The sequence below is a fragment of the Verrucomicrobiota bacterium genome, from assembly GCA_016871675.1.
In the GTDB taxonomy this organism is placed as follows: domain Bacteria; phylum Verrucomicrobiota; class Verrucomicrobiia; order Limisphaerales; family VHCN01; genus VHCN01.
This window is the reverse complement of sequence record VHCN01000001.1, coordinates 1-24198: the sequence shown is the minus strand read 5'-3', so window position 1 is coordinate 24198 and position 24198 is coordinate 1. Positions and strand designations below refer to the sequence as shown.

21 protein-coding genes and 1 tRNA gene are annotated in these 24198 nt (G+C 66.2%); 5 read left to right on the top strand and 17 right to left on the bottom strand.

The features are described from left to right. Positions 1-13: 13 nt before the first annotated feature. Both FJ386_00110 and FJ386_00105 read left to right on the top strand, forming a co-directional pair. The gene (locus FJ386_00110) at positions 14-802 is read left to right on the top strand and encodes a DUF1295 domain-containing protein (GenBank protein ID MBM3875113.1); all 789 of its coding nucleotides are present in this window, start codon (positions 14-16) and stop codon (positions 800-802) included. 84 nt (positions 803-886) lie between these two features. Then, positions 887-1954, top strand: coding sequence for a class I SAM-dependent methyltransferase (locus FJ386_00105; protein MBM3875112.1), 1068 nt, complete (start codon positions 887-889; stop codon positions 1952-1954). 30 nt (positions 1955-1984) lie between these two features. On the opposite strand, the gene FJ386_00100 is transcribed toward FJ386_00105, so the two are convergent. The 11 genes from FJ386_00100 to FJ386_00050 form a co-directional block, all read right to left on the bottom strand. Beyond that, positions 1985-3916 (bottom strand): FKBP-type peptidyl-prolyl cis-trans isomerase, encoded by a 1932-nt coding sequence (locus FJ386_00100; protein MBM3875111.1) that lies wholly within the window; start codon positions 3914-3916, stop codon positions 1985-1987. 1 nt (position 3917) lies between these two features. Beyond that, positions 3918-5714 (bottom strand): DUF2628 domain-containing protein, encoded by a 1797-nt coding sequence (locus FJ386_00095; GenBank protein MBM3875110.1) that lies wholly within the window; start codon positions 5712-5714, stop codon positions 3918-3920. 118 nt (positions 5715-5832) lie between these two features. Next, positions 5833-7044 carry an ABC transporter ATP-binding protein gene (locus tag FJ386_00090; GenBank protein MBM3875109.1) on the bottom strand — a complete coding sequence of 404 codons (1212 nt, stop codon included), beginning with the start codon at positions 7042-7044 and terminating at the stop codon, positions 5833-5835. 413 nt (positions 7045-7457) lie between these two features. After that, positions 7458-9524, bottom strand: coding sequence for a cation-translocating P-type ATPase (locus FJ386_00085; protein MBM3875108.1), 2067 nt, complete (start codon positions 9522-9524; stop codon positions 7458-7460). A 1-nt stretch (position 9525) separates the two neighbouring features. Beyond that, positions 9526-10719, bottom strand: coding sequence for a hypothetical protein (locus tag FJ386_00080; protein ID MBM3875107.1), 1194 nt, complete (start codon positions 10717-10719; stop codon positions 9526-9528). 7 nt (positions 10720-10726) lie between these two features. Further along, entirely contained in the window at positions 10727-11929 is a 1203-nt protein-coding gene (locus FJ386_00075; GenBank protein MBM3875106.1) for a hypothetical protein, read from the bottom strand. Next, positions 11670-13556, bottom strand: coding sequence for a hypothetical protein (locus FJ386_00070; protein MBM3875105.1), 1887 nt, complete (start codon positions 13554-13556; stop codon positions 11670-11672). The genes FJ386_00075 and FJ386_00070 overlap by 260 nt, the downstream gene beginning before the upstream one ends. Before the next feature lie 29 nt (positions 13557-13585). Next, positions 13586-14569, bottom strand: coding sequence for an ABC transporter permease (locus FJ386_00065; GenBank protein ID MBM3875104.1), 984 nt, complete (start codon positions 14567-14569; stop codon positions 13586-13588). A gap of 116 nt (positions 14570-14685) precedes the next feature. Beyond that, on the bottom strand, positions 14686-15612 hold the full coding sequence (locus FJ386_00060; GenBank protein MBM3875103.1) for a 50S ribosomal protein L11 methyltransferase: 927 nt from the start codon (positions 15610-15612) through the stop codon (positions 14686-14688). Then, positions 15609-16229 (bottom strand): histidine phosphatase family protein, encoded by a 621-nt coding sequence (locus tag FJ386_00055; GenBank protein MBM3875102.1) that lies wholly within the window; start codon positions 16227-16229, stop codon positions 15609-15611. Before FJ386_00055 ends, FJ386_00060 begins: the two co-directional genes overlap by 4 nt. Positions 16230-16335: 106 nt before the next feature. Continuing rightward, the gene (locus FJ386_00050; protein ID MBM3875101.1) at positions 16336-17103 is read right to left on the bottom strand and encodes a ribonuclease PH; all 768 of its coding nucleotides are present in this window, start codon (positions 17101-17103) and stop codon (positions 16336-16338) included. A gap of 109 nt (positions 17104-17212) precedes the next feature. Between FJ386_00050 and FJ386_00045 the strand changes: the two genes are divergently transcribed. Continuing rightward, entirely contained in the window at positions 17213-17803 is a 591-nt protein-coding gene (locus tag FJ386_00045; protein ID MBM3875100.1) for an NAD(P)H-dependent oxidoreductase, read from the top strand. 21 nt (positions 17804-17824) lie between these two features. Here the strand turns inward: FJ386_00045 and leuB are convergent, their stop codons facing one another. Both leuB and FJ386_00035 read right to left on the bottom strand, forming a co-directional pair. Continuing rightward, positions 17825-18976 (bottom strand): 3-isopropylmalate dehydrogenase, encoded by a 1152-nt coding sequence (gene leuB, locus FJ386_00040; protein MBM3875099.1) that lies wholly within the window; start codon positions 18974-18976, stop codon positions 17825-17827. Between the two features lie 57 nt (positions 18977-19033). Continuing rightward, positions 19034-20473 (bottom strand): hypothetical protein, encoded by a 1440-nt coding sequence (locus tag FJ386_00035; protein ID MBM3875098.1) that lies wholly within the window; start codon positions 20471-20473, stop codon positions 19034-19036. 115 nt (positions 20474-20588) lie between these two features. Between FJ386_00035 and FJ386_00030 the strand changes: the two genes are divergently transcribed. Next, entirely contained in the window at positions 20589-20987 is a 399-nt protein-coding gene (locus tag FJ386_00030; GenBank protein MBM3875097.1) for a lipid A biosynthesis acyltransferase, read from the top strand. A gap of 57 nt (positions 20988-21044) precedes the next feature. Here FJ386_00030 and FJ386_00025 read toward each other — a convergent pair whose 3' ends face one another. Next, on the bottom strand, positions 21045-21677 hold the full coding sequence (locus FJ386_00025; protein MBM3875096.1) for an SEL1-like repeat protein: 633 nt from the start codon (positions 21675-21677) through the stop codon (positions 21045-21047). A 98-nt stretch (positions 21678-21775) separates the two neighbouring features. On the opposite strand from FJ386_00025, the gene FJ386_00020 reads away from it, so the two are divergent. After that, a complete protein-coding gene (locus FJ386_00020; protein MBM3875095.1) occupies positions 21776-22315 on the top strand; it encodes a hypothetical protein in 540 nt (179 codons plus the stop codon). Positions 22316-22355: 40 nt separating this feature from the next. Here FJ386_00020 and FJ386_00015 read toward each other — a convergent pair whose 3' ends face one another. The 3 genes from FJ386_00015 to FJ386_00005 all read right to left on the bottom strand — a co-directional run. Continuing rightward, positions 22356-23765, bottom strand: coding sequence for a DUF1501 domain-containing protein (locus FJ386_00015; GenBank protein MBM3875094.1), 1410 nt, complete (start codon positions 23763-23765; stop codon positions 22356-22358). Between the two features lie 106 nt (positions 23766-23871). Further along, positions 23872-23961, bottom strand: a tRNA-Ser gene (locus tag FJ386_00010). 88 nt (positions 23962-24049) lie between these two features. Further along, a partial coding sequence (locus FJ386_00005; GenBank protein MBM3875093.1) for an amidohydrolase family protein occupies positions 24050-24198 on the bottom strand: 149 nt, incomplete at its 5' end.

Sequence of the window (24198 nt, the reverse complement as noted above, 5' to 3'; positions counted from 1 at the left end):
AGAAACCGGCCCCATGCTCCGCGACATTTCCATCCTGCTGCCCGCCGGCCTCGCGTTGTCCCTTGCGCTGATGCTGGTGGCGTGGGTGATGTCGCGTCGGATGAAGAACGCGGGAATCGTCGACGTGTTTTGGGCGGGCGGCTTTTTCCCGCTCGTGGGGGTCTACGCATTCTTCGCGGGCGGGGATCCGTCCCGCCGGCTGCTGATCGCCTTCATGGTTTCGCTGTGGAGCCTCCGGCTGGCGACGCACCTCTACTTCCGCGTGACAGGAAGCCCGCGGGAGGACGCGCGCTACACACGGCTCCGCGAGAAGTGGGGCCCGGACGCCAACCGGAAGATGTTCTCGTTCTTTCTCCTGCAAGGCGTGTTGCAGACGGTGCTCTCCATTCCATTCCTTGTCATCTGCACGAACGGAACCACGCCCCTGAAGCTGATCGAGTGGGCGGGCTTCATTGTGTGGCTGGGGGCATTCGTTGGCGAGACGGTCGCAGACTGGCAGCTCTCGCAATTCAAGTCGGACCCGGACCACCACGGCCGGATCTGCCGCGAGGGATTGTGGCGATTCTCGCGCCACCCGAATTACTTCTTCGAACTGATGGTGTGGGTCGGCTGGTTCATCACCGGGCTCACGGGGTGGGGGGGGCTGGCGATGATCTTTGCGCCGCTGCTCATGTGGCACTTCCTCACGAAGCTCACGGGGATTCCCGCAACCGAGGAGCAGGCGATCCGCAGCAAGGGCGAGGCTTACCGCCGCTATCAGGAGACGACCAACAAGTTCCTGCCGTGGTTCCCAAGAGAATGACGCGGGGACACAGCGACTGGGCGACGCGAAGCAGGCGGACCGATTTCCCCCGAGTCAACTTACTGCCTCTCAATTCAACCGTTCATGAACTGGGCTGAAGCGCTCCTCGAAACCAACCTCGTGCCCGACGCGATCATCCGCGCGGGCATCCGCCGGTTGCTCGCGCAAAGAATCCGCGACGAATCCGCGGGGACGGAGGACGAGCGACGGTCGCGCGCGGCGGCGTTCCTCGCGGAGATGCGCCGCGGCCCGATCGCGATCGAGACGCGCGCCGCGAACGAGCAGCACTACGAGGTCCCGACGCGCTTCTACCAGCTCTGCCTCGGCCCGCGGCTCAAATACAGCAGCGGCCTTTTCGAGCACGACGCCTCCACGCTCGCCGACGCGGAGGAAGCGATGTTGCGGCTCACGTGCTCGCGCGCGCAACTGGGCGACGGCATGTCCATCCTCGAACTCGGCTGCGGCTGGGGTTCGCTCTCGTTGTGGATGGCGGAGCAATTCCCCGGGGCGCGCATCACGGCTGTTTCAAACTCGCGCACCCAGAAGGAGTTCATCGACGCGGAGGCGGCGCGGCGCGGGTTGAAGAACGTGGCGATTGTCACGTGCGACATGAACCGCTTCGAACCCGGCGCGCGTTTTGACCGCGTGATGTCGGTCGAGATGTTCGAGCACATGCGCAACTGGGAATTGCTGCTGTCGAACATCGCGCGGTGGCTCGCGCCGGAGGGCCGGTTGTTCATCCACATCTTCACGCACGGGGAGTTCACGTATCCGTTCGTCGCGCGGGACGCGTCGGACTGGATGGCCCGGCATTTCTTCACCGGCGGCGTGATGCCGTCCGCGGAGGTGTTGCGCGAGTTCGGTCGCGACATGGAAGTGGCGGAGCAATGGGCGGTGAACGGGTCGCATTATTCGCGCACGTCGGAGGCGTGGCTGCGGAACATGGACGCGCACGCGCCCGAGGTGCGGGCGTTGTTTGCAGAAACCTACGGGGCGACGGACGCAACGCGGTGGCTTGTGCGCTGGAGGGTGTTCTTCATGGCTTGCGCCGAACTGTGGGGCTGGCGCGGCGGCGAAGAGTGGTTCGTGTCACACTACCTGCTTCGGAAACGTGACGGCCGGAACAGCAAGGGCGGTGAGCCAATCCACTAAGGCCAGCGGTGGCCGCAGAATCCCGAGGGATCAAGTCCCCGGCTTGACCTCGATGAGTTCGACTTCGAAGATGAGCAAGGCGTGCGGCGGGATGCCGCCTTCCCATGAGCCGGCGACGCCGTAGCCGAGCCCGGGCGGGATGTAGAGTTCCCACTTCGCGCCTTCCTTCATCAGACGCAGCGCCTCGGTCCAGCCCTTGACGACGCCGCTCACGTCGAACTCCATCGGCTTGCCCTTCTTGAATGAGCTGTCGAATTCCGCGCCGTTGAGCAGGCGTCCGCGATAGTGGACGACGACCTTGTCGGTGAGCTTGGGTGTCCGGCCGTCCTTCTTGCCCTCGGCGACGACGCGGTATTGGAGCCCGCTCGGAGTGGTGAGCACGCCGGCTTTGAGGCGGTTGTCGGCGAGGAACTTCTCGCCATCCCGCTTGTCGCGTTCCGATGGCGAGTTGAAGTTGAGCACGAGCGGCGGCTCGGGGGGCATGTTCGTCAACGAAGCGAGGAGCACCGGGGCGTTGGCCTCACGCGGCATTCCGCGCGCAGTGCGGAGCATGGCCTTGAGCCCGTCGCTGAAGCCGCGCGGCGGCGGCTCGGAAAGGACGCGGTGAAGAAGGTTCGTGTAGTAGAAGGTCATGGGCTTGAGCTCCAGCCGGCCGGGATCGGCCACGGAAATCTTGGTCATGTGATACGACCAGACCTGTTGCGCGCGCCGCACATAGCCGAACGCGCGATCATCCTCGCCGAGCGCCTGATAGCGGAAGGACTGAAACAGAAACGCCTCGACGATGCCCTCGAGCTTGTCGCGTCCCCCGCCGCCGTCGGCGACGAGTTCGTAGGTCCGCGCCATTGCGTAGGCATGGACGTCGGGCGGTAAGAAGTAATAATAGTCGTGGTAGCGCGCCTTCGCATAGGTGTAGAGCCGCGCGGCCTCGGCTTCACGGCCGTGGATGTAGAGGTCGTTGACGGCCTGCTTCAAAAAGTTCTTGTGGGCGTTGAGGATGTTGTCCCGGAACTTCACGTCGTCATGGATCATCTTTTCATAGGCATCGTTGGCCTTGGGGATGAGCGCAAGGTTCGGGCCAAACTCGATGAACTTGTCCCCCGGGTTGAAGACGAGCCGCCCGCGGACGGCGGCGAGCGAGATGCCCTGGTAGATGACGCGCCGGAGGGTGATCTGGTCCTCGGGCTTGGGGGCGATCTGGTTGTCGGGCTTGGCCTTCACGAGTCCGAGCGCCGCCCAGTATATCGCGTGGGCCTCGGGCAGGCGCCATTCCAGCGGGCCATGCTCGGCATCCACCTTCTTCATGAAGGCGGGGTCCATCTTGTATTTCTCGACCAGGGTCCTGGCGCGGGCCCGGGCGTCGTCGGTCTGCGGGTTCGCGAGTTCGTCGAAGTTCGGCCGGTCGCCGCCCAGGACGGCCTGCATCTCGGATGCCCACTGCATCTTGTAAGTCATGTGGGCGGCGTCGAGGTTGTTGCCCATCTTGTGCTGGAAGTGCCACGCGAGCTCGCGGTAGATGAGCGCCTCCTGCGGGTTGTAGATGCGCCCTTCGTCGCGCAGCAACTCGATGGCGCGCTGCACCCAGAGCCAGCGATCCCTCGGGTCCGGGAACTTCACGGAGATGTTGTAGCCCATGTTCCACGCCTGGTGGACCCACACGCTCACGAAGTGCGGCTGGAGCTTGGTAATCCAGTCGGCAAGCTGCACGGCCTCGAAGAACTTCTCGTCCTGCTGCAGGTCGTTCGCGCGAATCCACAGCACGTTGGCGATGAGGCCGCGGAAACCGCCGAGCGCGACGGTGGTGAACGTGAGCACCGGCGGCATGTTCTCGACGGGCGGGAGCCGCGTGAGCTTCAGGCGCGTGCGGTCGGCGTTGAGCGAGGATTGCACGACTCCCGCGCCCGCGAGCATCGCCAACGCGAGGAGCACGAGCATCACCTTGAAAAGCTTGCGCGGTTTCATGTCACTGCTGGGATTGCGCGGTGGCGAGTTCGCGACGCGTGAAGAATGTGATGCCCGCGGCGGAGACGACGCCACCGACGAGCAGCCAGATTTGCGCGAAGGCGAGTCCGACCTGCTTCCACGGGACGCTGCGGCCCGTGCTCAACGCGTCGATCGGCGAGAAGTCGAGCACGAGGTTCACCACGTTGAGCATGCCGCCGAGGATGGGGAGGAAGATGCGGTCGAGCAGGTTGATGTCGCCCGAGATGCGCGCGACGTTGCCGCCCATCAACGAGCCTTCGGAGACGACCGTGGCGATCGTGCCTGTCGAGAGGCCGATCGTCAGCACCGTGAGCGCGACGAACGCGGCCACCGGGAAGGACAGGCAGCTCGCCGCTGCCAGCCCGAGCGCCGCGAGCAGGCCGAGCCAGAAGAAGATGATGAGCAGCCCGCGCAACAGGTTCACGCCGAAGCCGCCTTCGCGGTAAAGCAACTCCATGCAGTTCTCGGGCACCATCACCATCGGGATGTCGTTGGCGTTGATGTAATCGACGATCAGCTTGCCGTCGGGAGTGAGCTGGCGCGGCTCGATGGCGATTTCGTGGAAGGTGTCGGTCGTGAGCGTCTTCAGGATGCGCTGGCGCGCGTTGGACTCGGGCGGCCCGACTTCCCACGCCGTCGGATACGGCTGCGGCGAGCCATGCATGCGCGAGGAATTGAACTTGATCCGGATGTGCAGCGGCTGGCCCATCAGCGCGGACGCGGGCATCCCGGTCTCCAGCGTCCATCGCCGACGGTAGGCGGGAAGCACGATTTGGAACTCGGCCTTGAGCATCTCGCGGAGCTCCTTGCGCATCGCCTCCAGGTCCAAGACGGTCAGGTCCTCGCCTTTGGTCTTCTCGCTCAGGATGGTCTCGACGTCCTTCTCGACGTCGATCTTTTCCTCGCGGGCGGAACCGCGGGCCACGAGCAGTTCCTCGCGCAGGATTTTCCGCTGCGCCTCCGGGAGGTTCGAGGCGCGGACCTGGATGAGGCCGTAGACGGACACGCCCGCGAGGGTGAGCAGGAGCGCGTTGAGCAGCATGATGCCGGACCATTTGCCGAGCCAGATTTGCCACCGCGGAACGGGTTTCACGGCGACGACCTGCATCTGGCAATCCTCCACGTCCTTGGCCAGCGTGCCGCACGCGAGCCACAGCGTGGCCATGCCGAGGATGAAGGTGATGAGGCTCAGCGAATACGTGATGATGATCTGCGTGAGCCCGCGCGCCGAGCCGTCGGTCTTCACGAGCAGTGGAAGGCCGATGACGATGGTGAGGAGGAGCGTCGTGAGCACGGGCACGAGCTTGAATCGCCACGCCGCGCGATACGTGAGCCCGGCGACGGCGACGACCTGCTGCCATTCGCGGGGCACCAGCGTGAACCACAGCGGCGGCGGCGATTGGCTCCAATCCGCAGGCCACTCGTTGCCGACGGTGGCGACCTTGGCGAGCGCCTCCGCGGGCGTCCGCGCCGGCACGATGCCGCGGAAGCTGTAGCCCCGGGCCTCGATGGACGCCGCGAGCCATGTGTTCCCGCGAAAGCCCGCGATCGCGCAGTAGACCAGCTTGACGGCGAGCACGAAGAGCAGGTTGGACTGGCGCAATTCGAAGAAGAGGTGGCCGATCGCCGCCGCCGCGAGTGTGAGGACCAACCCGGCGATCCACACGCGCTTTACGAGCGCCCAGATCCAGTTGAACAGGAACCCGGGCCACGAGAAGCCGCGCTTCACCGCCGCGCTGCCGCGCAACGGATGCGTGTAGATTTCGTAGGTGTTCACAGTGGCGTCGGTGCAATGCGAGTCAGGCGGCGCAGATGCGCCTCGCGCGCGCGCGGGGCCCCCTCTGTGTCCGTTGCGCCTTCGAGGTTCATCCGCCGCCCATGATGGGGGGGTGCAGTCACTTCTTTCTGAGCAGGGATGAGAGCTTGTCGTCGGCCTTGGTGTCGGCGGTCTTGCCCGCATCGGCCACGGCGACCCTCGGTGGCGCGGGCGCGGCCGCGGGCGCGGACTTCGCGAGCGCGTCGAGCTTCTTGCGGCTCGCGGACTCCTGCTCGTCGGCCACGACGACCTGCGGCGCGGCGGCGGGCGTGACGGCGGCGGGCGCGGTGAAGCGTTCAAGCAACTTGTCCGTGCCGGAGGCGTCGACCGCGCCGGTGCGCAGGTAGGCGGCCACTTGCGACCCGGACAACGCGCCGGACGTCTGCTGCTCGCCCGCGCGCGCTCTCTCGACCACGCCGAGGAAGTAGCTCTCGAGGTTCTGCGTCGGGTTGTCCACGGTGACCTTGTCCCCGGCGACGTCCGCGCGGATGGTGTCGAGAACCTTCTGCATCGTCTCGCGGGGCAGCGCGGGCGACGTGATGCGCACGGTGTCGCGCTCGCTGAGCAGTTCGTTGAGTGTGCCTTGCGCGTGAATCTTGCCGCCGTAGTAGATGACCACGCGGTCGCACACATCCTCCACGTCGGCGAGCAGGTGGCTGGAGAGGATGATGGTCTTGCCGCGGCGCGCGAGGGTGAGGATGAGGTCCTTGACCTCGCGGCAGCCGATGGGGTCGAGGCCGGCGGTGGGTTCGTCGAGGATGACGAGGTCGGGGTCGTTGATGAGCGCCTGCGCGAGGCCGATGCGGCGTTGCATGCCCTTGGAGAATTCGCCGACGGTGCGGGAGCGGACCTGGTTGAGGCCGACCATCTCGAGGAGTTGCTCGGCGCGGTAGCGCCGGTCGTTGGGCGCGAGTTCGAAGAGGTTGCCGAAGAACTCGAGCGTCTCGCGGGAATTCAGGTAGCGGTAGAGGTAGGACTCCTCGGGCAGGTAGCCGAGGCGCGCCTTGGTTTTCACGTGGCGCGGCGAGTGGCCGAAGACCTCGATATGGCCGCGGGTCGGGTAGAGCAGGCCAAGGAGCATCTTGATCGTGGTGGACTTGCCGGAGCCGTTGGGCCCGAGCAACCCGAAGACCTCGCCGCGGCGGATTTCGAAGTCCACGTTGTCCACGGCCTTGGCTTTGGGCCGGCCCCAGAAGTCGTTGAAAATCTTCGTGAGCCCGCGCACGGCGACGACGGTCTCGGAGGATTGCCGATTTTCGATTTCCGATTGCGGATTGTCGAGGGACGTCATGAAGTTCTTGCTGCTCGTGGTTTCAACTCGCGTGCATGGCGTTGGAATCCGAAACCGGGAAAAAACACAACGAGACCAAACAGAATCGGCAACGGGGACACGCGCCATTCCCCTGACATGATAAAGAGGGGATAAATTCCGAACCCGGCCAAGACACCCCCGGCAAGAAGCAAAACCAAGCCAGCGTGTTATAGGTTGGTGCCTGTAACTCTGGATGGCGCCTGCGCAATTCCACTTCGGACGCGATGGCTCCGGCAGCAGCCTCGCCCCGTCCCTTGCACGCCGTCGCCAGACCGACCTCCGCCGCGCCATTTGAGCACAGCGCCCGCCCGGAATGCTTGCACACCGCGGTGGCGTCCATTTCACGATGATTGAAGCATTTCATCGGGCGCGGCGGTTACGGTCTGAAAAACTCACGCCATCTTCGGCTGCAACTGGCCCGCTGCGGCGTGCTTGCCGGCGTCGGCGCCGGGTGGTTCGGGCGCGGGCGCGTGCTGGAAGGGTTCGAGTTCCTCGCCCTGCCGCACGAGGCGCGCGCTGTTGAAGACGACGATGAGCGAACCGGCGTTGTGCATGATGGCCGCGATGATCGGGCTCAGGTAGCCGAACGCCGCCGCGGTAAGACCGCCGATGATGAAGAAGATGCCGAAGAGAAAGTTCTGGTTGATGACGGAGCGGGTCATGCGCGAGAGCTTCACGAGGAAGGGCAGGCGGCGAAGGTCGTTGTTCATGAGCGCGATGGTCGCGCTGTGGATGGCCACCTCGCTGCCGGCGGCGCCCATGGCGATGCCGAGGTCGCCGGCGGCGAGCGCGGGCGCGTCGTTCACGCCGTCGCCGACCACGGCCACCTTGTAGCCGCGGGCGCGCGTGGCCTTGACGAACTCGACCTTGTTCTGCGGGAGGCACTCGGCGAGGACTTCCTCGCAGCCGATGTCGCGGGCGACGCGGGCGGCGACGGGCTGGCGGTCGCCGCTGACCATCGCGATGCGGCGCACGCCGACGGCCTTGAGCTCGACGAGGGAGTCCTTGGCTTCGTGGCGGGTTTCGTCCTGCAAGCCGACCCAGCCGATGCACTGGCCGTTGCGGGCGACGAAGAGCAGGCTGAAGCCCTCGGTTTCGTTGATGTCCACGCTCTTGAGGAATTCACCGGTGACGCCGTTGTCCGTGAGCCACGCGGACCGGCCGACGAGGACCACGGTGCCGTCCACGTTGGCTTTCACGCCGCGGCCGGCGGTCTCGGCGAAGTTCTTCGGCTCGGGCAACTGCACGCCGGCTTCGGCGGCGAGCTCGGCGAGCGCCTTGGCGGTGGGGTGGTTGCTGTATTTCTCCGCGCTCGCCGCGGTCTTGAGCAGGTCGGACGGCGTGACGCCCGCCGCGGGCGCGAGGCGGCTGACGGCGAGCTTGCCGGTGGTGAGCGTGCCAGTCTTGTCGAAGACGAACGCGTTGATCTTCGCGGCAAGTTCGATGTCGGCGACGTTCTTGATGAGGATGCCGAGGCGCGCCGCGGCAGAGAGCGCGGCGACCATCGCCGTGGGCGTGGCGAGGATGAACGCGCACGGGCAGGCGACGACGAGGACGGCGATGACGCGCGACAGGTCCTGCGTGAAGGTCCACACGAGCGCGCCGATGACGAGCACGAGCGGCGTGTAGAAGCCCATGTATTGATCCACGATCTTTTGCATCGGGAGCTTGGTTTTCTCGGCGGCGAGGATGAGGTCGCGGACCTTGCCAAGCGTGGTGTCCCGTCCGGCGCGGGTGACTTTGATCTCGAGGACGCCGGTGAGGTTGATGGTGCCGGCGAAGACGGAGTCGCCGGGCTTCTTGTCAATGGGCAGCGACTCGCCGGTGATGTTGGCCTGGTTGATGGAGCCTTCGCCGGAGAGAATCTGCCCGTCGGCCGCGACGTTGTCGCCGGGACGCACGCGGATGACGTCGCCGACGGCGAGTTCATGAACGGCGACCTCGGTTTCGGAGCCGTCCTTGAGCCGGCGGGCCTTGGTGGGCGTGAGGCGGATGAGTGATTCGATGGACTGGCGCGCGCCGGCGGCGGTGCGGGTCTCGATGATTTCACCGAGGAGCATGAAGAACGCGACGATGCCCGCGGTCTGGTATCCGCCCGCCTCGCCCGTGGCTCCGAATGCCCCGCCCGCGAATGCCGCGAGGACGGCCAGGCCGACGAGTTCGTTGATGGAGAGGATGCCGCGGCGAAGGTCCTTGATGGACGTCCAGACGATCGGGTAACCGAGGATGATGGCGCCGATCATGGCGCTGAGTTCGGAGACGACGCGGCCACTGGTGAAGAACCAGTCCACGATGAACGAGTTGATGATGAAGATCAGGCCGACGAGGGTCTGGCCGAGCTTGATCTGCGTGTGCTCGTGGTCGTGGCCGCAGCTCTGGCAATCCGCGCCATCGTGATGGTCGTGGTCGTGCGGGTGTTGGTGGACGTGTTCGTCCGTGGCGAACCTTGAGGTTTGCATGTTAGTGGGGCTGTCCGGGGGCGTTGGTCGAGGACTTGGGCGGTTCCGGGTTGAGGAGCAGGCGGATTTCCGGCCGGCCGGAGGCGGATTCGGGAAGGAGGAAGAGGTCCGCCTTGTTCGTCAGGATTCGCCCGATGGCCTCGGTGAAGAGGCGTTCGCGGAAGAGCGTGGGGTTGGCGCGGTAGGCGGGGAATTGCTTGGTGAAGGACTCGGCATCGGCGAGCGCGGATGCGCGGAGCTTGCTGGCGTTGCCGTTGGCCTTGCTCAAGATGTCCGCGGCCTCGCCGCTCGCGGTGGCCACGAGGTTGTTCGCCTTGCCTTTGGCCTCGTTGATGGCGGTGCTGCGCGCAGCCTCGGCGATGGAGACTTCGCGGAAGGCGTCGCCGACCTGCCGCGGGACCTTCGTCTCGACGGTGGAATTGGCCTCGTCCACCTCGACGCCGAGCGCGTGGCGCGATACCAGATCGCTCGTGCGGCGCAACACGTCGTTGCGGAAGGCCGCGACGTTCGTGCGGGTGGCGCCGTCGACATTGAACCGCGCCGCGACAGCGTGGATGGCGTTGTTGACCGCGTTCTCGACGAGGTTTGAGGTGACGGTGAAGTTGAACGCGTAGTTGACCGGGTCGCTGATCCGGTAACGCACCACGGCGCGGGCGTGCATGATGTTGCCGTCGCCGGAGATTGCATAGCCGTCGGAAGCGGGATTGAGCGAGCCGGTCATGTCGGGTTCCTTGCCGGCGAGTTCCTGTTCGCGGGTGACGGCATACCAGCCGACGGTGGAGCGGACGGAATGCTGGAGGTGCCGCGGAATCTTCACGACCTCGTCGATGGGATACGGCCACGCCCAATGCCATCCGGGGAGGTAGAGCTGGCCGTCGCCGGTCGCGACGAGTTTGCCGAAGCGCAGTTTCACGGCGACTTGGTTCTGGTCCACGATGAACATGCCGGAGCAGACGAAGACGATGAGCAGTGCGACCATCAGGGCCTTCACGAGCACGAAGCTGCTGCTCAACGCCTCCTCGAGCGCGCGCGAGCCGGCGTCCTCGACGATCACGGGCTGTGGATCGGGTGGGGGCGCGGGCCTGGGATTGGCGGGCCCGTGGTCGTGACCGCCGGGGCCGTGGGTGTGGCCTTCGGGCCCGTGCGAATGTCCGCCGGGGCCGTGGTCGTGGTCGTGGTCGTGAGGCTGGCTCATGGCGCGATCACTTGTTGGTCTTGGTGGTCGTGTTCACGCCGCGCAAGTAGTCGAAGGGCGGCGTCCGGGTATCGACAATCAGCGTGGCGCGGTCCTTGAGGCTGTCCTCGAGCGCCTTGATCCGCATGAGGAAGGTGGCGAGCTCGGGGTTGCGCTCGAGGATGCGGTAGGCTTCCTGCGAATCGGCCTCGGCCTGGCCGCGGACGCGGGTGGCCTCGGCGTCGGCCTTGGCGAGGATTTCGTCGCGCTTGCGGTTGGCCTCGGCGGTGATCTCGATGGCGCGGGCCTGCCCCTCGGCCTGGTATTGTTGCACGAGGCGCTCGCGTTCGGCCTTCATGCGGGCGAAGACGCTCTGGGTGATGGTCTCGGGGATGCCGAGGCGCTTGATGCCGAGGAACTCGATGTTCACGCCGTATTTCGCCTGCGCCTCGCTCTTGATGTAGGCGAGCATCTCCTTCTCGATGTCGTCGAACTTGAGTTGCGCGGGGTCGGTGGAGACGTAGTGGTTGAAGGGGTGCTTGCCGACGACGGCGTTCTTGGCGCTGCCGACGAGGCCGTCGAGGTTGCGCGTGGCGTCGTTGGTCGAGCCGCCGAAGCTGCTGTAGAAGAGCTGCGGGTTGACGATCTTCCAGCCGAGGTAGACCTGCACCATGAGCGGCTTGCCGTCGCTCGTGAGGGCTTCCTCGAACTTGCCCTCGAAGGACTGCACGCGGGCGTCGAATTTGTGCACCTTCTGGATGGGCCACGGGAGCTTGAAGTGCAGGCCGGGCGACACCGAGCCCGCGGTGGGGTTTCCGAACGTGGAGACGAAGGCCACTTCGCTCTGTCGGACCTGGAAGAAAAAGAGCAGCAGGACGAACAGGACCAGCAGCAGCATGCCAATGGTGACGGCGAGTTTGTTTCCCTTCATGGTATCAAGTGTGTGTGTTGAGATGGTGATGGCGGGCGGGTTACTTCTTGGGCGGCGGAACGGGGACGTCGAGCAGATCGTTGCGAATCTTGGTTTCGAGGTTGAGTTGGAAGACCTCGTGGGCGTTGGTGACGGCGAGGATATACTTGCGCGGACCCTGCATCGCGCGGGCGACGGTCTGCAGGTAGAATCGCTCGGGATAAATGACGGGCGCGGCGTCGAAGGCCTTGATCTGGTCGCGGAATTGCTCGGCGGACGCGGTGGCCGAGTTGGTGCGGCGGAGACTGTAGGCAGCGGCATCCTCGCGGATGCGCGTGGCCTCGGCGGTCGCCAGGGCGTTGGTCTTCGCGGCGATGCCCTCGCCCAGGAGGATTTGCGCGGCCCGCTGTTGCTCGGCGCCGACGACGGATTCGAAGGCCTCGGCGACCTTCACGGTCTCGACGCCGATGGGCGGGTGAATGTCGCGCAGGCCGACGTAGGTGACTTCAATGCCGAGCTTGCGGTCGTCGGCGAGTTTCTGGATGCGCGAGCGCAACACGGCGGCGGCGGCTTCGCGGCCGGTGGACATGATTTCGAGGAGGTCCACGCTGACGAGGTGGCGGTTGACTTCGCGGCTGGCGATTTTCTCGAGCAGGCTCGCGCCGTCGGTGTGCCCGCGGGCCCACTGCACGATGTCCTTGATGCGGTATTGGACGGGGATGCTGACGGTCAGGAGGCTGACGGGGACGGCTTGCGAGCCGGATGCGTTGGTGCTGACTTCGCGCTCCCGGCTGGCGACGATCAGGTTGTATTCCTCCTTTGTGTGACTGACGGTCCAAAGGACGACGGTTTCCTTTTCCTTCTCGGGGTCGGGGATGTAGCCGACGCTGAAGGTCTTGATCTGCTGTGTCTGGAATCGGTGCACGCGGTCAATTGGCCACGGATACGTGAGCGCGAGCCCGGGCTTGAGCACTTCGCGGCCGGCGACGGGTTTGCCGAAGCGCTCGAGCAACGCCTCCTCGTGCGGCTCGATGAACACCACGCACGTGGAGAGCATCAGCACGCCGACTTGCACGAGGATGAGCCACGACAGCGAGCGCTCGAGGAACTTGTAGAACCACGTTTCCGACACCTTGAATCCGAACTGATAGTCAATGGCCTGCGCGGCGGTGGTGAAGAGCCCCTCCGGTTGCCCGAGCAAGCCCACGAGCCGGCTGTCGTAGAGCAGCCGCGCCGACTTGCCGCGGACGCGCGGCCGGTAGACCTCGAGGATGAGGTTGATGAGCGTTTCTGCCGCGGCAAGCGTGAGAATCGCGCACAACACGCGCGCGGCGTAGAGGTCCACCCGCTCGTAGTGGAAGTAGACCAGCGAGATCCCGGCCGCCGAGACGATCGTCAAGTAGGCGCCCAGGAGCATGTAGCTGGCGCTGGGCCGCAGCAACCGCTGGTCTTCGAGCCGTGCGAAGCTCGCGGCGAACCGGCCGGCGATGAACAGCATCAGGAAGCTCCCGACGAAGATCGCGGCGATGGCGACCCCCGGGGCGTAGACGTCGGCGACGGGCGGGTTGAGCACGCGCCGCCATAGCGCCCATGCCGCGACGGATTGCAGGATGAGCAGCAGCACCGTGAAGGCGGGGACGAGCCACTTCTCGAACTGGTCCCGCGCGCGCCGGGCGGGGAAGCTCTCGGCATCGGCCGTCTCAAAGATGGACGTGCGATGGGCGGTGCGGGCGAGTTCCTCCATCTCGAGCTTTTCAAGCGACTCGCGGGCTTCGAGCCGCATCTGGAAGTAGCTCATCGCGGACACCAGGAAGCCGAGCCACAGGAAAACCGTGGCGACCTCGTCGCACAGCGAACTCGAGAATTTGGAGAGGAATCCCGAGACGACCGCCGCCACGAAGAGCAGCAGGAGGTTGGTCAGGCCTTTGCGTTGGACGTTGCGTTCCATTTCAATTCCGTTGGGGTGTTACTCCCGGTTCATTGCGTGCCGCCGAGTTCGCGATCTTCAAACAGCACCAGCGCCAGCGCCAGCGAGGCGGCGAGGTAAAACACCACGTAGCCCAGCGCCTTGGCGACGTAGGTCCACACGCCCTCAATGGCTTTCGAGCCCTCGATCGCGTCGGCAATCCAGAACAACTGCCAGTTTGGCACCGCCGCATAAAGGGCTTCGCCCACATGACGCCACGCGGACTTGGAGTCCGCGAGGTTCCCGAAGAGGTAATCGCTCATCAGGCCAAGCAAAAACAATGCCGTGCATATCGCAAGGGTCGGGACGACTTCAAAACGAGTCGAACAGGCGAGCGCAAGCCCGGCAATGATCCACAGCGCGTAAAGCACCAGCACCGTCGCGGGCAGGAGCCGGTAGTCCACCTCCGGATTCCCGATGCCGGGCCGGTACAGCTTCACGAAGTTGACGATGATCACGAACGCCACCGTCGTCATCACCACAACGAACCGCGTCGCATCCGGCACGAACGGCCGCCGCAGGAAGTAGTTCGTGAACCCGCCCAGCAGAAACGCCAACGCCACCGACCCGTAGAAAATGGACGTCCCGGCCAGGTCCGCGTCCCCGTAGGCATCGAACGCCATCCGGCTGGCCAGCAGCGACGCCAGCGCGTTCACGTAGGTCATCACCGTCAATGCGCCCGCCAGCCCGAGATACTTGGCCAGGAGGAACTGCACCCGGCCGACCGGCTTGGCCAGAACCGCCAGCGCGGTGCCGGAGCGGATTTCGTGCGCGACCGAGGACGACGCGCTCAGGACCGCCGCGACCAATCCGCTGACCAGCATCACCGCGAGCGAGCCGTCCTTGACCAGTTTGGGGTCGTCGCCGAAGCCGAAATAAGGCACGGCGGCGATGAACACGATGAACAGCGCCGAACACGTCATCAGCAGCAGGAAGACCGGCTGGCGCACCAGTTCCATGAAGGCGTTGAGGGCGATGGTCCAAAACTGGCGCATTGGGTTCGTTCGGTTGGCGGCGGATGATACGGGCGACCAAGTTCATTGCAATAGTTTCCCCCGTTCGACCGCGGGCCCGAGGGGCGGTTCAAACGGGCCGTCCGCGCCGGCAAACTTCACGCCCTGCGCCGGAACAAACCCGATGACCACTCCCCTTCGATGTCCTTGACTGCCAGTTTCATCCCGCCGCGGGCCATTTCTTTTTTCACCCCCGCAAACTGCCGCCGCAGGATCCCGGCAAGCACCAACGCCCCACCCGGTTTCAACCGCGCGAGGATGCGCCGACGTTCCCCGATCAGCAGGTCGCTTGTAAGGTTCGCGGCGATCACGTCGAACGTCTCCCGCGCCCGCCATGGGAGCGCGCGCAAATCCGCCTGGACGAGTCGGATCGACCGCAGGACGTCGTTTGTGCGGGCGTTCTCGCGCGCCACCCGGACCGATTCGGGGTCGAAATCGAGTGCCGCCACGGGCCTGTAGCCGAGCTTCGCCGCGGCGATGGCGAGGATTCCCGATCCCGTCCCGATGTCGAGGAACGACTGCGCCCGCCCCGGCACGCGCTCGGTGGCGAGCTGTTCGAGGCAGAAGCGCGTGGTCGCATGCTGCCCCGTGCCGAAGCTCAGCCCGGGATCGAGCACCACCACGACCTGGCCACGGCGCGGCCTGCGGCGGCTCCAACTCGGCTTCAGCAGCAGCACCCGGCTGATTTCGACGGGCTTGAAGTGCCGCTTCCACGACTCCGCCCAATCCTCGCGCCGCAGCCGGCGCGTCTGAATCCGGCCCGAACCGGCGTCGAACCCGGCGGTGCGAAGTTCCGCCCATGCGGACCGGATCCGCCCCCGCTCCACGGCGCTCAGCCCGCCGCGGCGGTCGAGGCAGGCCGTGACTTCAGTGCGCCGTGTTTGCGCGTTCGTGCAAATCGCCGTCCCGCAGCCGAGCACCTCCCCAAGCCGTTCGCCGATGGCTTCCGCCGCGGCCTCGCGCGTCGCGACGGACACGCACAGGAGCGTCCCGCCAGTCCGCTTCGTGGCTCGACTCGCGCTCATGGCACGTCGCGCCACGGCGTGAAGTTGAGCAACTCCACCTCGGCGCGCCGCGGCAAACACTCCACCACCGTCGCGCTTGCGTATTCGATGTCGAAGTGCGCGAGCTTCGGCACCGGCAGTTGCAACAGCACCGCGAGCAGCATCCGGATCACGCCGCCGTGGCAGACGATCGCCGCCGTCTGGCCGCGGCACTCGGTGAGAATCCTCCGCAGGCACGGCTCGACCCGCGCGCGCAGGTTCGCGGCGGATTCGGCGCCGGGAATCGCGCCTTCCTCGAGCATGTGCAGCCAGTCGAACGCGCTCACGTTGAACTGCTCGTGCACTTGCTGCCAGCTCAGCCCCGTCCACGCGCCGAAGTCCACTTCCCGCAAGTCATCCATCGTCCGCGGCGCCGCGGGCGAATGCGCGGCCAGCGGCGCGAGCGTCTGTTGCGCGCGCTTCATCGGGCTGGAGTAGATGGCGTTGAAGTGCACCGCGCGCAACCAGCCCGCGAGCGCCTTCGCCTGCTCATGGCCGCGCGGCGACAGCTCCATGTCGATCCGCCCGCCGAAGATGCGGTGGTAGCGCGCCTCCACCTCGCCGTGGCGCAGGAGATAAAGTCGGGTCGGTGATTCCATCGGGAACAACGGGCTGCGGGAAGGGTGGACGGTCGATGACGCCCAACAATCGTGATGCGAAAGTCGAGTCAACCGATCCTCCACGGAACGTTGGACCCTGACCTTGTCATCCTTCCCGGATCGCCTCCTGCTGCGCCGCGAGCAACTGCCGGATGCCGGCCTTCCCCAGTTCGAGCATCGCCGCGAGGTGCGCGTCGCCGAAAGTCGCCTCTTCGCCCGTGCCCTGCAACTCGATGAACTCGCCCCTGCCCGTCATCACCAGGTTCATGTCCACCTCGGCCGCGGCGTCCTCCGTGTAGCAGAGGTCGAGCAGCGGCACGCCATTCACCACGCCCACGCTCACGGCGGCGACGCTGTTCGCGATCGGGTCGGCCGCGAGCTTCCCCTCGGTCTGCAATCTCCTTACCGCGAGCGACAGCGCGACAAACGCGCCCGTGATGGCGGCCGTGCGCGTCCCGCCGTCCGCCTGCAACACATCGCAATCCACCCACAGCGTGCGCGCGCCGACTTTCTCGAGGTCCACGGCGGAGCGCATCGCGCGCCCGATGAGCCGCTGGATTTCCGTCGAGCGGCCGTCCACCTTGCCCTTCGCGCTGTCGCGGGCTTTCCGCGTGAGGGTCGAGTAAGGCAGCATCGAATACTCCGCGGTCAGCCAGCCGCCGGTGACGTTTTGTTCCTTCATCCAGCGCGGCACGGTTTCCTCGATCATCACGGCGCAGATGACGCGCGTGTTGCCCCACTCGACAAGCGTCGAGCCGGAGGCGTGCGGGGCGATGTGGTTTTGGAACCGCAGCGGACGCAACTCGCCGGGATGACGCCCGTCGGCGCGTTCGAGGGCGGCACCGGCATTGGCGGGCGCGGAGGCGTTATCCATAAGCGCGCGGATGGTAGGGCGGCGGCGATTCAAGTTCCAAGTTTCAAGTTCCGGGTTCGACGGTGAAGATTGAACTTTGAACTTTGCACTCACTCCGCGAAAAGGAGTCATGTCGTCGCTCCAAGTCCTCGCCGTCGTCGGCAGCCTGCACGGGAAGTCGGTCACGCGCGCCGTGGTGCTGCACGTTGCCGGGCAGCTTCGCGCCGCGGGCTGTTCCGTGGACGTGCTCGACCTCGCGCAGGAACCGCTGCCGCCATTCAATCCCGACGAGACGTTCGCCGCGCCGCATTTCCCCGCGCTCAAAGCCCGTGTGGACGCCGCGGACGTTTTCGTGCTCGGCACGCCGGATTACCACGGCAGCATCAGCTCCACGCTGAAGAATTTCCTCGATCATTTCTGGCACGAGTTTGCCGGGCGGCTCTTTGCCACGGTCGTCGCCTCGCACGAAAAGGGCCTGACCGTCACCGACCAGCTCCGCACCGTGGCGCGGCAATGCTACGCGTGGTCGCTCCCCTACGGCGTGGCGTTCATGGAGAAGGAGGACGTCTCGAAGGAGGGCGAAATCGTGAGCGACGGCTTGAAGGAACGCCTCGCGATGCTCGTGCGCGACACGAAGACCTACGGCACCCTGCTCGCGGAACAGCGCCGCGCCGACCTCGCGGGAACCGAGCCGGGTTTCATGGCGCGGCTGCGGAAGTGACCGGCGCGCGCCACGGCGAACTCAGACCGCCGCGGCAATCGCGCCGCCCATCTCGCGGGTGCCGGCCTTCCGCGCGCCCGCGTCCGTCGCGGTGTAAATATCCCCCGTGCGCAACCCGTCGGCGATGACCTTCGCGACCGCGGCCTCGATGGATTTCGCCGCGTCGTCGAGCCCGAAGCTGTGGCGCAGCATCAGCGCCGCGGAGAGGATCTGCGCGATGGGATTGGCGAGGTCCTTGCCCGCGATGTCCGGCGCGGTGCCGCCCGCGGGCTCGTAAAAACCAAACGTCCACCCACCGGTCGTCGCGCCGAGGCTCGCGCTCGGCAGCATCCCGAGCGAACCCGCGAGCGCCGCGGCCTCGTCGCTGAGGATGTCGCCGAACAGGTTTTCGCACAGCAGCACGTCAAACTGCGCCGGGCGCAGCAGGAGTTGCATCGCGGCGTTGTCCACGAACATGTGATCGAGCGCCACGTCGGCGTAATCCTTGGCGACGCGCGTGACGACCTCGCGCCAGAGCACGCCGTTCTCGAGCACGTTCGCCTTGTCGATGCTGCACAGCTTCCGCCGCCTCAGTTGCGCGGCCTTGAACGCGACGTGCGCGATGCGCTCGATCTCGGGCGTCGTGTAGACCATCGTGTCCACCGCGCGCTGGTGCCGGCGCAGCACCACCGTCTGCTCGCGTCCCGGCTGCGCGTCGCGCGTCTCGTATTCCTCGGTCTTCTTGGGCTGGCCGAAGTAAAGTCCGCCGGTCAATTCGCGCACCACGAGGATGTCGATGCCGTCGCCCTGCCGCTCCGGGCGCAACGGGCACGCGTGCGCGAGCGCCTTCGGGAGCTTGACGGGCCGCAAGTTCGCGTAGAGGCCGAATTCCTTCCGCAGCCGCAGCAGCGCGGCGCGCTCGGGGCGCTCTTCCTTCGGGAGGGTGGGGTCGCGGTCCGGCAGGCCGACGGAGCCGAAGAGAATCGCGTGCGACTTGCGGCACAGCTCAAGCGTCGCGTCGGGCAGCGCCTGCCCCGCCGCGTCGATCCCCGCCCAGCCGACGGGCGCCGCGCTGATGAGGAAGTCGAGTTGGAATCGCTTCTCGACCGCGCGCAGGACCCTGACCGCCTCGCGCATCACTTCCGGCCCGATGCCGTCGCCCGCAAGCGCGGCGATCCGAATCGTGTTTCCCATGGCGCGCAGCGTAAGGACGCCCCGCGAATGCGTGAAGGAGAAACTCCGCCGACGCGATCACTTCACGCCGGTCACGAGCGGCTGCGCCCACGCCTGCTCGACCTCGCCGAGTTCGGACGGGTTCTGCTTGGTCTTCGTGGAGATGACGCGGGCGCGGACGTAAATCTCGTCGCCCTTGAGGCGGTAGCTCGCAACCGGGCCCTTCACCTCGGCGAGGATGGCGCCGACGTCGGCGCTGTAGGTGTGCGTCTTGCGGAGCCGCTCGCCGGCGGCGTTGCGGACCGGCTGGTTGTCGCGGTTGAAGCCCTTCCGCGTGCCGATGAATTGCGTGGTGTAACTCACGCCCGCCTCGGGTTCGATCTCGACGCGGTATTCGCCGGGGCCGCGGCGGACGTCGCGCAGTTTCACGCCGTTGCTCGCGTAGAAATCCCCGGCCTCCATCGCGGCGACGATGGACTCGGGCGCGAGGCTCGGCGCGCGGACAACCACCCAGCCGCGGCCGGAGTAGGTCTTGGTCACGAGGTCGCGGTTCGGGTCGCGTGCGGCCGCGGCGTCGTCGGCGACGGTTTTTGGGGTGACAGCCGGCGCGGTTTCCTTGGGTTTCTTGGACTCGGCCTCCTTCTTTGGTGCGGCGGCTTTCTTCGCGGCATCGATGCCCTTGTAGAGCGCGATGTCGTGGTAGTGGTGCGAATCGTCGGTGCCCACGCCGTAGACGACGCCGAGCCCGAGCACGCCGAGGCGCCACGTGAGCACGATGTCCCAGAAGCGGTCCATGCCCGGCGTGGCGTTTGTGTGGCCGAAGTTGTAAACGCGATTGTGCCCGTTGTAGACCTCGAAGAACCGCTGCCCGCGCACCTGCATGAATTCCTCCGCGGTGATCGCGAAGCCGAAGTTCGGATGGTTCAAGTGCGCGAACATCGGCACGCCCGTCGCGCGCCGCTGCTCGTCCACGGCGTCGAAGTTGTTCTGCATGATCTCGACGATGTTCGAGCCGCCGAGCGGCTTGATGAGCTTGCGCAGGTTGATGCCGTTGATGTGCACCGGCGCGGGCGGGAGCTTCGATGAATCGGTGATCTCCTCGGCGCGGATGAGCAGGAACTTGCCCGGCTCCTCGACCTTTTTCCGGAACTCGTCAAAGGTCTTCAGCCGCGCGAACACGATGCGGCTGCGCACCTCCGTTTCGACCCAGTCGCCGAAGCGCCGCTGGTATTTCTCGAGCGCCGCCTCGTAAAGGCGGTTGCCGGTGATCTCGCGGAACCGGTTCGTGTCCTGGAACGTGTTGTGGTCGGAGATCGCGAGGAAGTCGTAGCCGTGCGTCCGATACCAGTCGGCGATCATTTCCGGGAAGTCATCGCCATCGCTCCAGAACGAGTGCGTGTGCAGATTGCCCTTGAACCAGCGCGCGCCGGCGTCCGCGGCGACGCCCTGCGCGGCACAGCCGAGAACGACGACGGCAAGGGTGGCGATGACTTGAGGCAAAGTGCGGCGCGTGAGCATGGCGGTTTATAGCACCCGCGCGCGGGGGCTGGCGACGATATGTTTGCGTCCGTTCCCATGAGGGCGCGGCAGCTGAACACTTCCCTTTTTCCCGCGCCGCGACCATCCTCCGCGCATGGACTGGCTGCACGACCTGGTGTTCTTCGACGGGAAGTTCCTCGGCATCACGTGGTCGGTGTGGAAGGTCGTGGGGTGGCTCGGCAACGCGGTCTTTGCGGCGCGCTTCTTCGTGCAATGGCGCGCGACGGAAAAGAAAAAGCAGGTGGTGGTGCCGGTCGCGTTTTGGTGGCTGAGCCTCGTGGGTTCGCTGCTGCTCTTCCTCTATGCGCTCGTCGGCAAGCGCGACTCGGTGTTCATCTTCGCCTACGCGTTCACGTGGATTCCCTACGTGCGCAACCTCGTCATCCATCACCGGCACCTCGACGAGCACGTGGCCTGCGCGAACTGCGGCACGGACTGCCCGCCCTCGGCGAACTTCTGCGCCCACTGCGGCGCGAACGTGAAGCGTGGGTGAGCGGAGCGGTGTTTGGGCGGGCCGGGAGGTCGGACGGGCCCGCTCCCGCCGGACAACTCAGCGCGGCAACGCGTCGAGTTCCGCGAGTTTTCGCGCGGCGGCGGCGTGGCCGCTGAGCGCGGCTTCCGTGAGCCAATGACGCGCGCGTTCGAGGTCCGGCAGCACGCCGTCGCCGTTCATGTAACGGACGCCGAGGTCGAATTGCGCCTCCGGCGAACCTTCCTTCGCCCGGGCCTTCTGCACCTCGACGACCCGGCGCGCGACTTGCGCGCTTTGGGATGCCTGGCGCGGCGCAGGCGCGGGCGCGGGCGGTGCAAGCACCTGTGCAAGCGGCGGCAGCTTCGAACCGGGCGCGGGAGTCGCAGCCGCGGGACGCGCGGGGACAACCGGCTGCGGCACCCGCGTCGCCAGCGCTGCGGGAGCGCCGGGCGCGGGCGCCACGGTCACGAGCCCGGAGGCGTTCCGGCCCGCGGCGGCATAGTTCGGCCCGAGCGCGGGACCACCCATTGGATGGGAGAGCACCGGCTGGCGCGGAAGGAAGGAGTTGTTCCACCGCCCGCCACTGAGCACCGCCGCGCGCGTGGGCACCACCGTGGTGTTGACGTTGATGGTCGCCGCGACCTGACCGAACGCCGGGACGGGCAGCACGGAGGCGAGCAGCAAGATGCGAATGGCCGCCGCGGGATTCATCGTGGCAAACACTATCCGCGGACGTCCGGCAGGCAAGTGGATTTCGGCGCGGCGCCGTGCGACCGCCGTTGTCCGACGTGGGGGCGTAGTCTCCCCGCATGACAAATCCAACCCCCGCCACCGCACCCGCCGTCCTCAATCCAACGCTCGAAACGGTCCGCCAGTTCCTCGCCGGCTCGTCGCTTATCCACCACGTCGAGGGTGGCGGCGAGGCCCTGTCGGTCCGGATGGTTCTCAGCCATGTCACGGTGAACCTCTTCTATCAGGTCACGCAGCCGCGCGAATTGCTCGAGCTGATCTGCCGCGTTCCCGTGAGCATCCCGCCCGCGCGCCGCGCCGCCGTCGTCGAGTTCCTCATGCGCGTCAACTTCATCCTCCGCAACGCCCGCTTCCTGCTCGATTACTCGGACGGCGAGGTGTCGCTGCGCATGTCCGCGGAAATCGTCGAAACCCCGCCGACCGAGGGCCAACTCGCCTGCTGGCTCTTCTCCGCGTGCACGGTCGTGGACGGCTTTTTCCCGGCGCTCATGGCGGTGACGTTCGCCCGCATGAACCCCGCGCAAGCTGTCGAGCAGGGTGAGGCGGCGTATGAGGAATTGCTTCAGGCGAAGAAGTCGGACGAGCCGGAAACGGAGTGAGATGCACGCCGGGTGAACCCGGTGTGGCCCTCCCGCCGTTTTATCCGAACAGCGCCGTGACCGGTTTGCCGGTGGAGAAGGGCGGACGAATGATGCCGGTGTTCTTTCCGAGATCATTCAACGGGACCCCAAGCGCGTGCAACACGGTGGCGTGAAGGTCCTGCGGCGTGACGGGATTGCTCACCGGGTAGGACGCAGTCTTGTCGGACTCGCCGTAAATTGCCCCGCCGCGAATGCCGCAGCCCGCGATGATCGCCGAGAAGCACTGCGGCCAGTGCTGGCGGCCGGGCGGCCCCTGCGTGAGGATGACCGGCGTGCGCCCGAATTCGCCGACGGCCACGACGAGCGTGTCGTCCAGCATCCCGCGATCCTTCAAATCCGTGAGCAGCGCGGAGAGCGCCTGGTCCAGCCGCGGCAGGCAAAAACCCATGCCATAAGAACCCGTGCTGAACGCGTTGCCCATCCCCATGTTGCCGCCGTGCATGTCCCAACTGGAACTGGGAGGTCCGCCACCGGTCTCGCCGGGCGCGGGACCAACCCAGCCATTGACGGTCACGAAGCGCACGCCGGCCTCCACCATCCGCCGCGCAAGCAACAGGTTCTGGCCGAGCGGATGCATGCCGTAGCGCTCGCGAACGGTCGCCGATTCGCGGCTGAGATCGAATGCCTGCCGGCCTTCGGGCCGGGTCATCGCGTCGTAGGCCAGTTCGCGGAGTTCATCCCAGTCCTTCGCCTGCGCAGTTCCGCCGAGGCGATCAGACTCCAGCGCGTCGAGCAACTTTCGCCGCTGCTGCAATCGGGCGGGATCGGCCATGTCGTAAATCTCCGGCAACCTGAACTTCGGCATCGCCGGATGGTTGTCCGCCGAGCCAATGAACACCGGCGCGTAGGCCGACCCGAGATAGCCGCCCGAGCCGATGTTCGGCGCGCAGAAAACCGGCGGGCCCACGCACTTGATGAGCCACGCGTTGGAAATCAGGTTGCGATCGTTGGAGAGATTCTTCGCCACCACCGAGCCGATGTAGGGCAACTCATCGGGCACGCCCTCGCGCACCCGCTCGACGACCTGGCCGCACAGCAGGTTGTGCATCGCGTCGAAGTGGTTGTTGATCGGCCGCGGATGCGTCATCGAGCGGATCAAGCAGAACTGGTCCGTCACCTTCGCGAGCATCGGGTGCAGTTCGCTCAACTGCATGCCCGGCACCTTGGTGGAGACCGGCTTGTATGGGCCGCGAATCTCGGACGGCGCGTCCGGCTTCAAATCCCACGTGTCGATGTGGCTCGGGCCGCCGCACAGGAGCAGGAAGATGCAGCACTTCTTCGAGGGCACGGCCTTGCCCGACGCATCGAACTTGTCCTTCCCGACCACCACGCCGGGCACGGCGAGATTCAGGACGCCAAGGCCACCGGCCTGGAGGAAACGCCGACGTGACGTCTTGGGGCGATTCATGATCAATCCCTGGTTGAGAGGTTGGACAAGGTGATAGGCCGCCGTGTGCAGTCAGGCAATCCAAATGTTGGACGGGGGCGCGACCGGAACGAAGCATCTTGGAAGGTGGCGGAGAGAGAGGGATTCGAACCCTCGGAACGGAAACCCGTTCACAGGTTTAGCAAACCTGCGCTTTAGGCCACTCAGCCATCTCTCCGGCCGGAATGCGGGCGCAATCTACGCCTTGCCGCTCCGCGAGTTCAACTTGAAATCCGGCGCGCCCGGCCACGGTTCGCCCTGGTCGGTCAGCGGGACTTCGCTTCGTAGACGACGCGGCCGTCCATGACCGTGAGGGCGACCCGCGCATGCTGGAGTTCGTCGGGCGGCACGGTGAAGAGGTTGCGGTCGAGCATCACAAAGTCCGCGAGCATGCCGGGCGCGAGCATCCCTTTCG

Coding starts and splice junctions, on each gene's coding strand:
- FJ386_00090 (MBM3875109.1), bottom strand. CDS start 7,044: ATGACGTCCCTCGACAATCCGCAATCGGAAATCGAAAATCGGCAATCC.
- FJ386_00055 (MBM3875102.1), bottom strand. CDS start 16,229: ATGGAATCACCGACCCGACTTTATCTCCTGCGCCACGGCGAGGTGGAG.
- FJ386_00100 (MBM3875111.1), bottom strand. CDS start 3,916: ATGAAACCGCGCAAGCTTTTCAAGGTGATGCTCGTGCTCCTCGCGTTG.
- FJ386_00110 (MBM3875113.1), top strand. CDS start 14: ATGCTCCGCGACATTTCCATCCTGCTGCCCGCCGGCCTCGCGTTGTCC.
- FJ386_00075 (MBM3875106.1), bottom strand. CDS start 11,929: ATGCCGCTGCCTACAGTCTCCGCCGCACCAACTCGGCCACCGCGTCCG.
- FJ386_00030 (MBM3875097.1), top strand. CDS start 20,589: ATGGACTGGCTGCACGACCTGGTGTTCTTCGACGGGAAGTTCCTCGGC.
- FJ386_00020 (MBM3875095.1), top strand. CDS start 21,776: ATGACAAATCCAACCCCCGCCACCGCACCCGCCGTCCTCAATCCAACG.
- FJ386_00045 (MBM3875100.1), top strand. CDS start 17,213: ATGTCGTCGCTCCAAGTCCTCGCCGTCGTCGGCAGCCTGCACGGGAAG.
- FJ386_00065 (MBM3875104.1), bottom strand. CDS start 14,569: ATGCGCCAGTTTTGGACCATCGCCCTCAACGCCTTCATGGAACTGGTG.
- FJ386_00025 (MBM3875096.1), bottom strand. CDS start 21,677: ATGAATCCCGCGGCGGCCATTCGCATCTTGCTGCTCGCCTCCGTGCTG.
- FJ386_00085 (MBM3875108.1), bottom strand. CDS start 9,524: ATGCAAACCTCAAGGTTCGCCACGGACGAACACGTCCACCAACACCCG.
- FJ386_00015 (MBM3875094.1), bottom strand. CDS start 23,765: ATGAATCGCCCCAAGACGTCACGTCGGCGTTTCCTCCAGGCCGGTGGC.
- FJ386_00070 (MBM3875105.1), bottom strand. CDS start 13,556: ATGGAACGCAACGTCCAACGCAAAGGCCTGACCAACCTCCTGCTGCTC.
- FJ386_00080 (MBM3875107.1), bottom strand. CDS start 10,719: ATGAGCCAGCCTCACGACCACGACCACGACCACGGCCCCGGCGGACAT.
- FJ386_00060 (MBM3875103.1), bottom strand. CDS start 15,612: ATGAGCGCGAGTCGAGCCACGAAGCGGACTGGCGGGACGCTCCTGTGC.
- FJ386_00035 (MBM3875098.1), bottom strand. CDS start 20,473: ATGCTCACGCGCCGCACTTTGCCTCAAGTCATCGCCACCCTTGCCGTC.
- leuB (MBM3875099.1), bottom strand. CDS start 18,976: ATGGGAAACACGATTCGGATCGCCGCGCTTGCGGGCGACGGCATCGGG.
- FJ386_00105 (MBM3875112.1), top strand. CDS start 887: ATGAACTGGGCTGAAGCGCTCCTCGAAACCAACCTCGTGCCCGACGCG.
- FJ386_00050 (MBM3875101.1), bottom strand. CDS start 17,103: ATGGATAACGCCTCCGCGCCCGCCAATGCCGGTGCCGCCCTCGAACGC.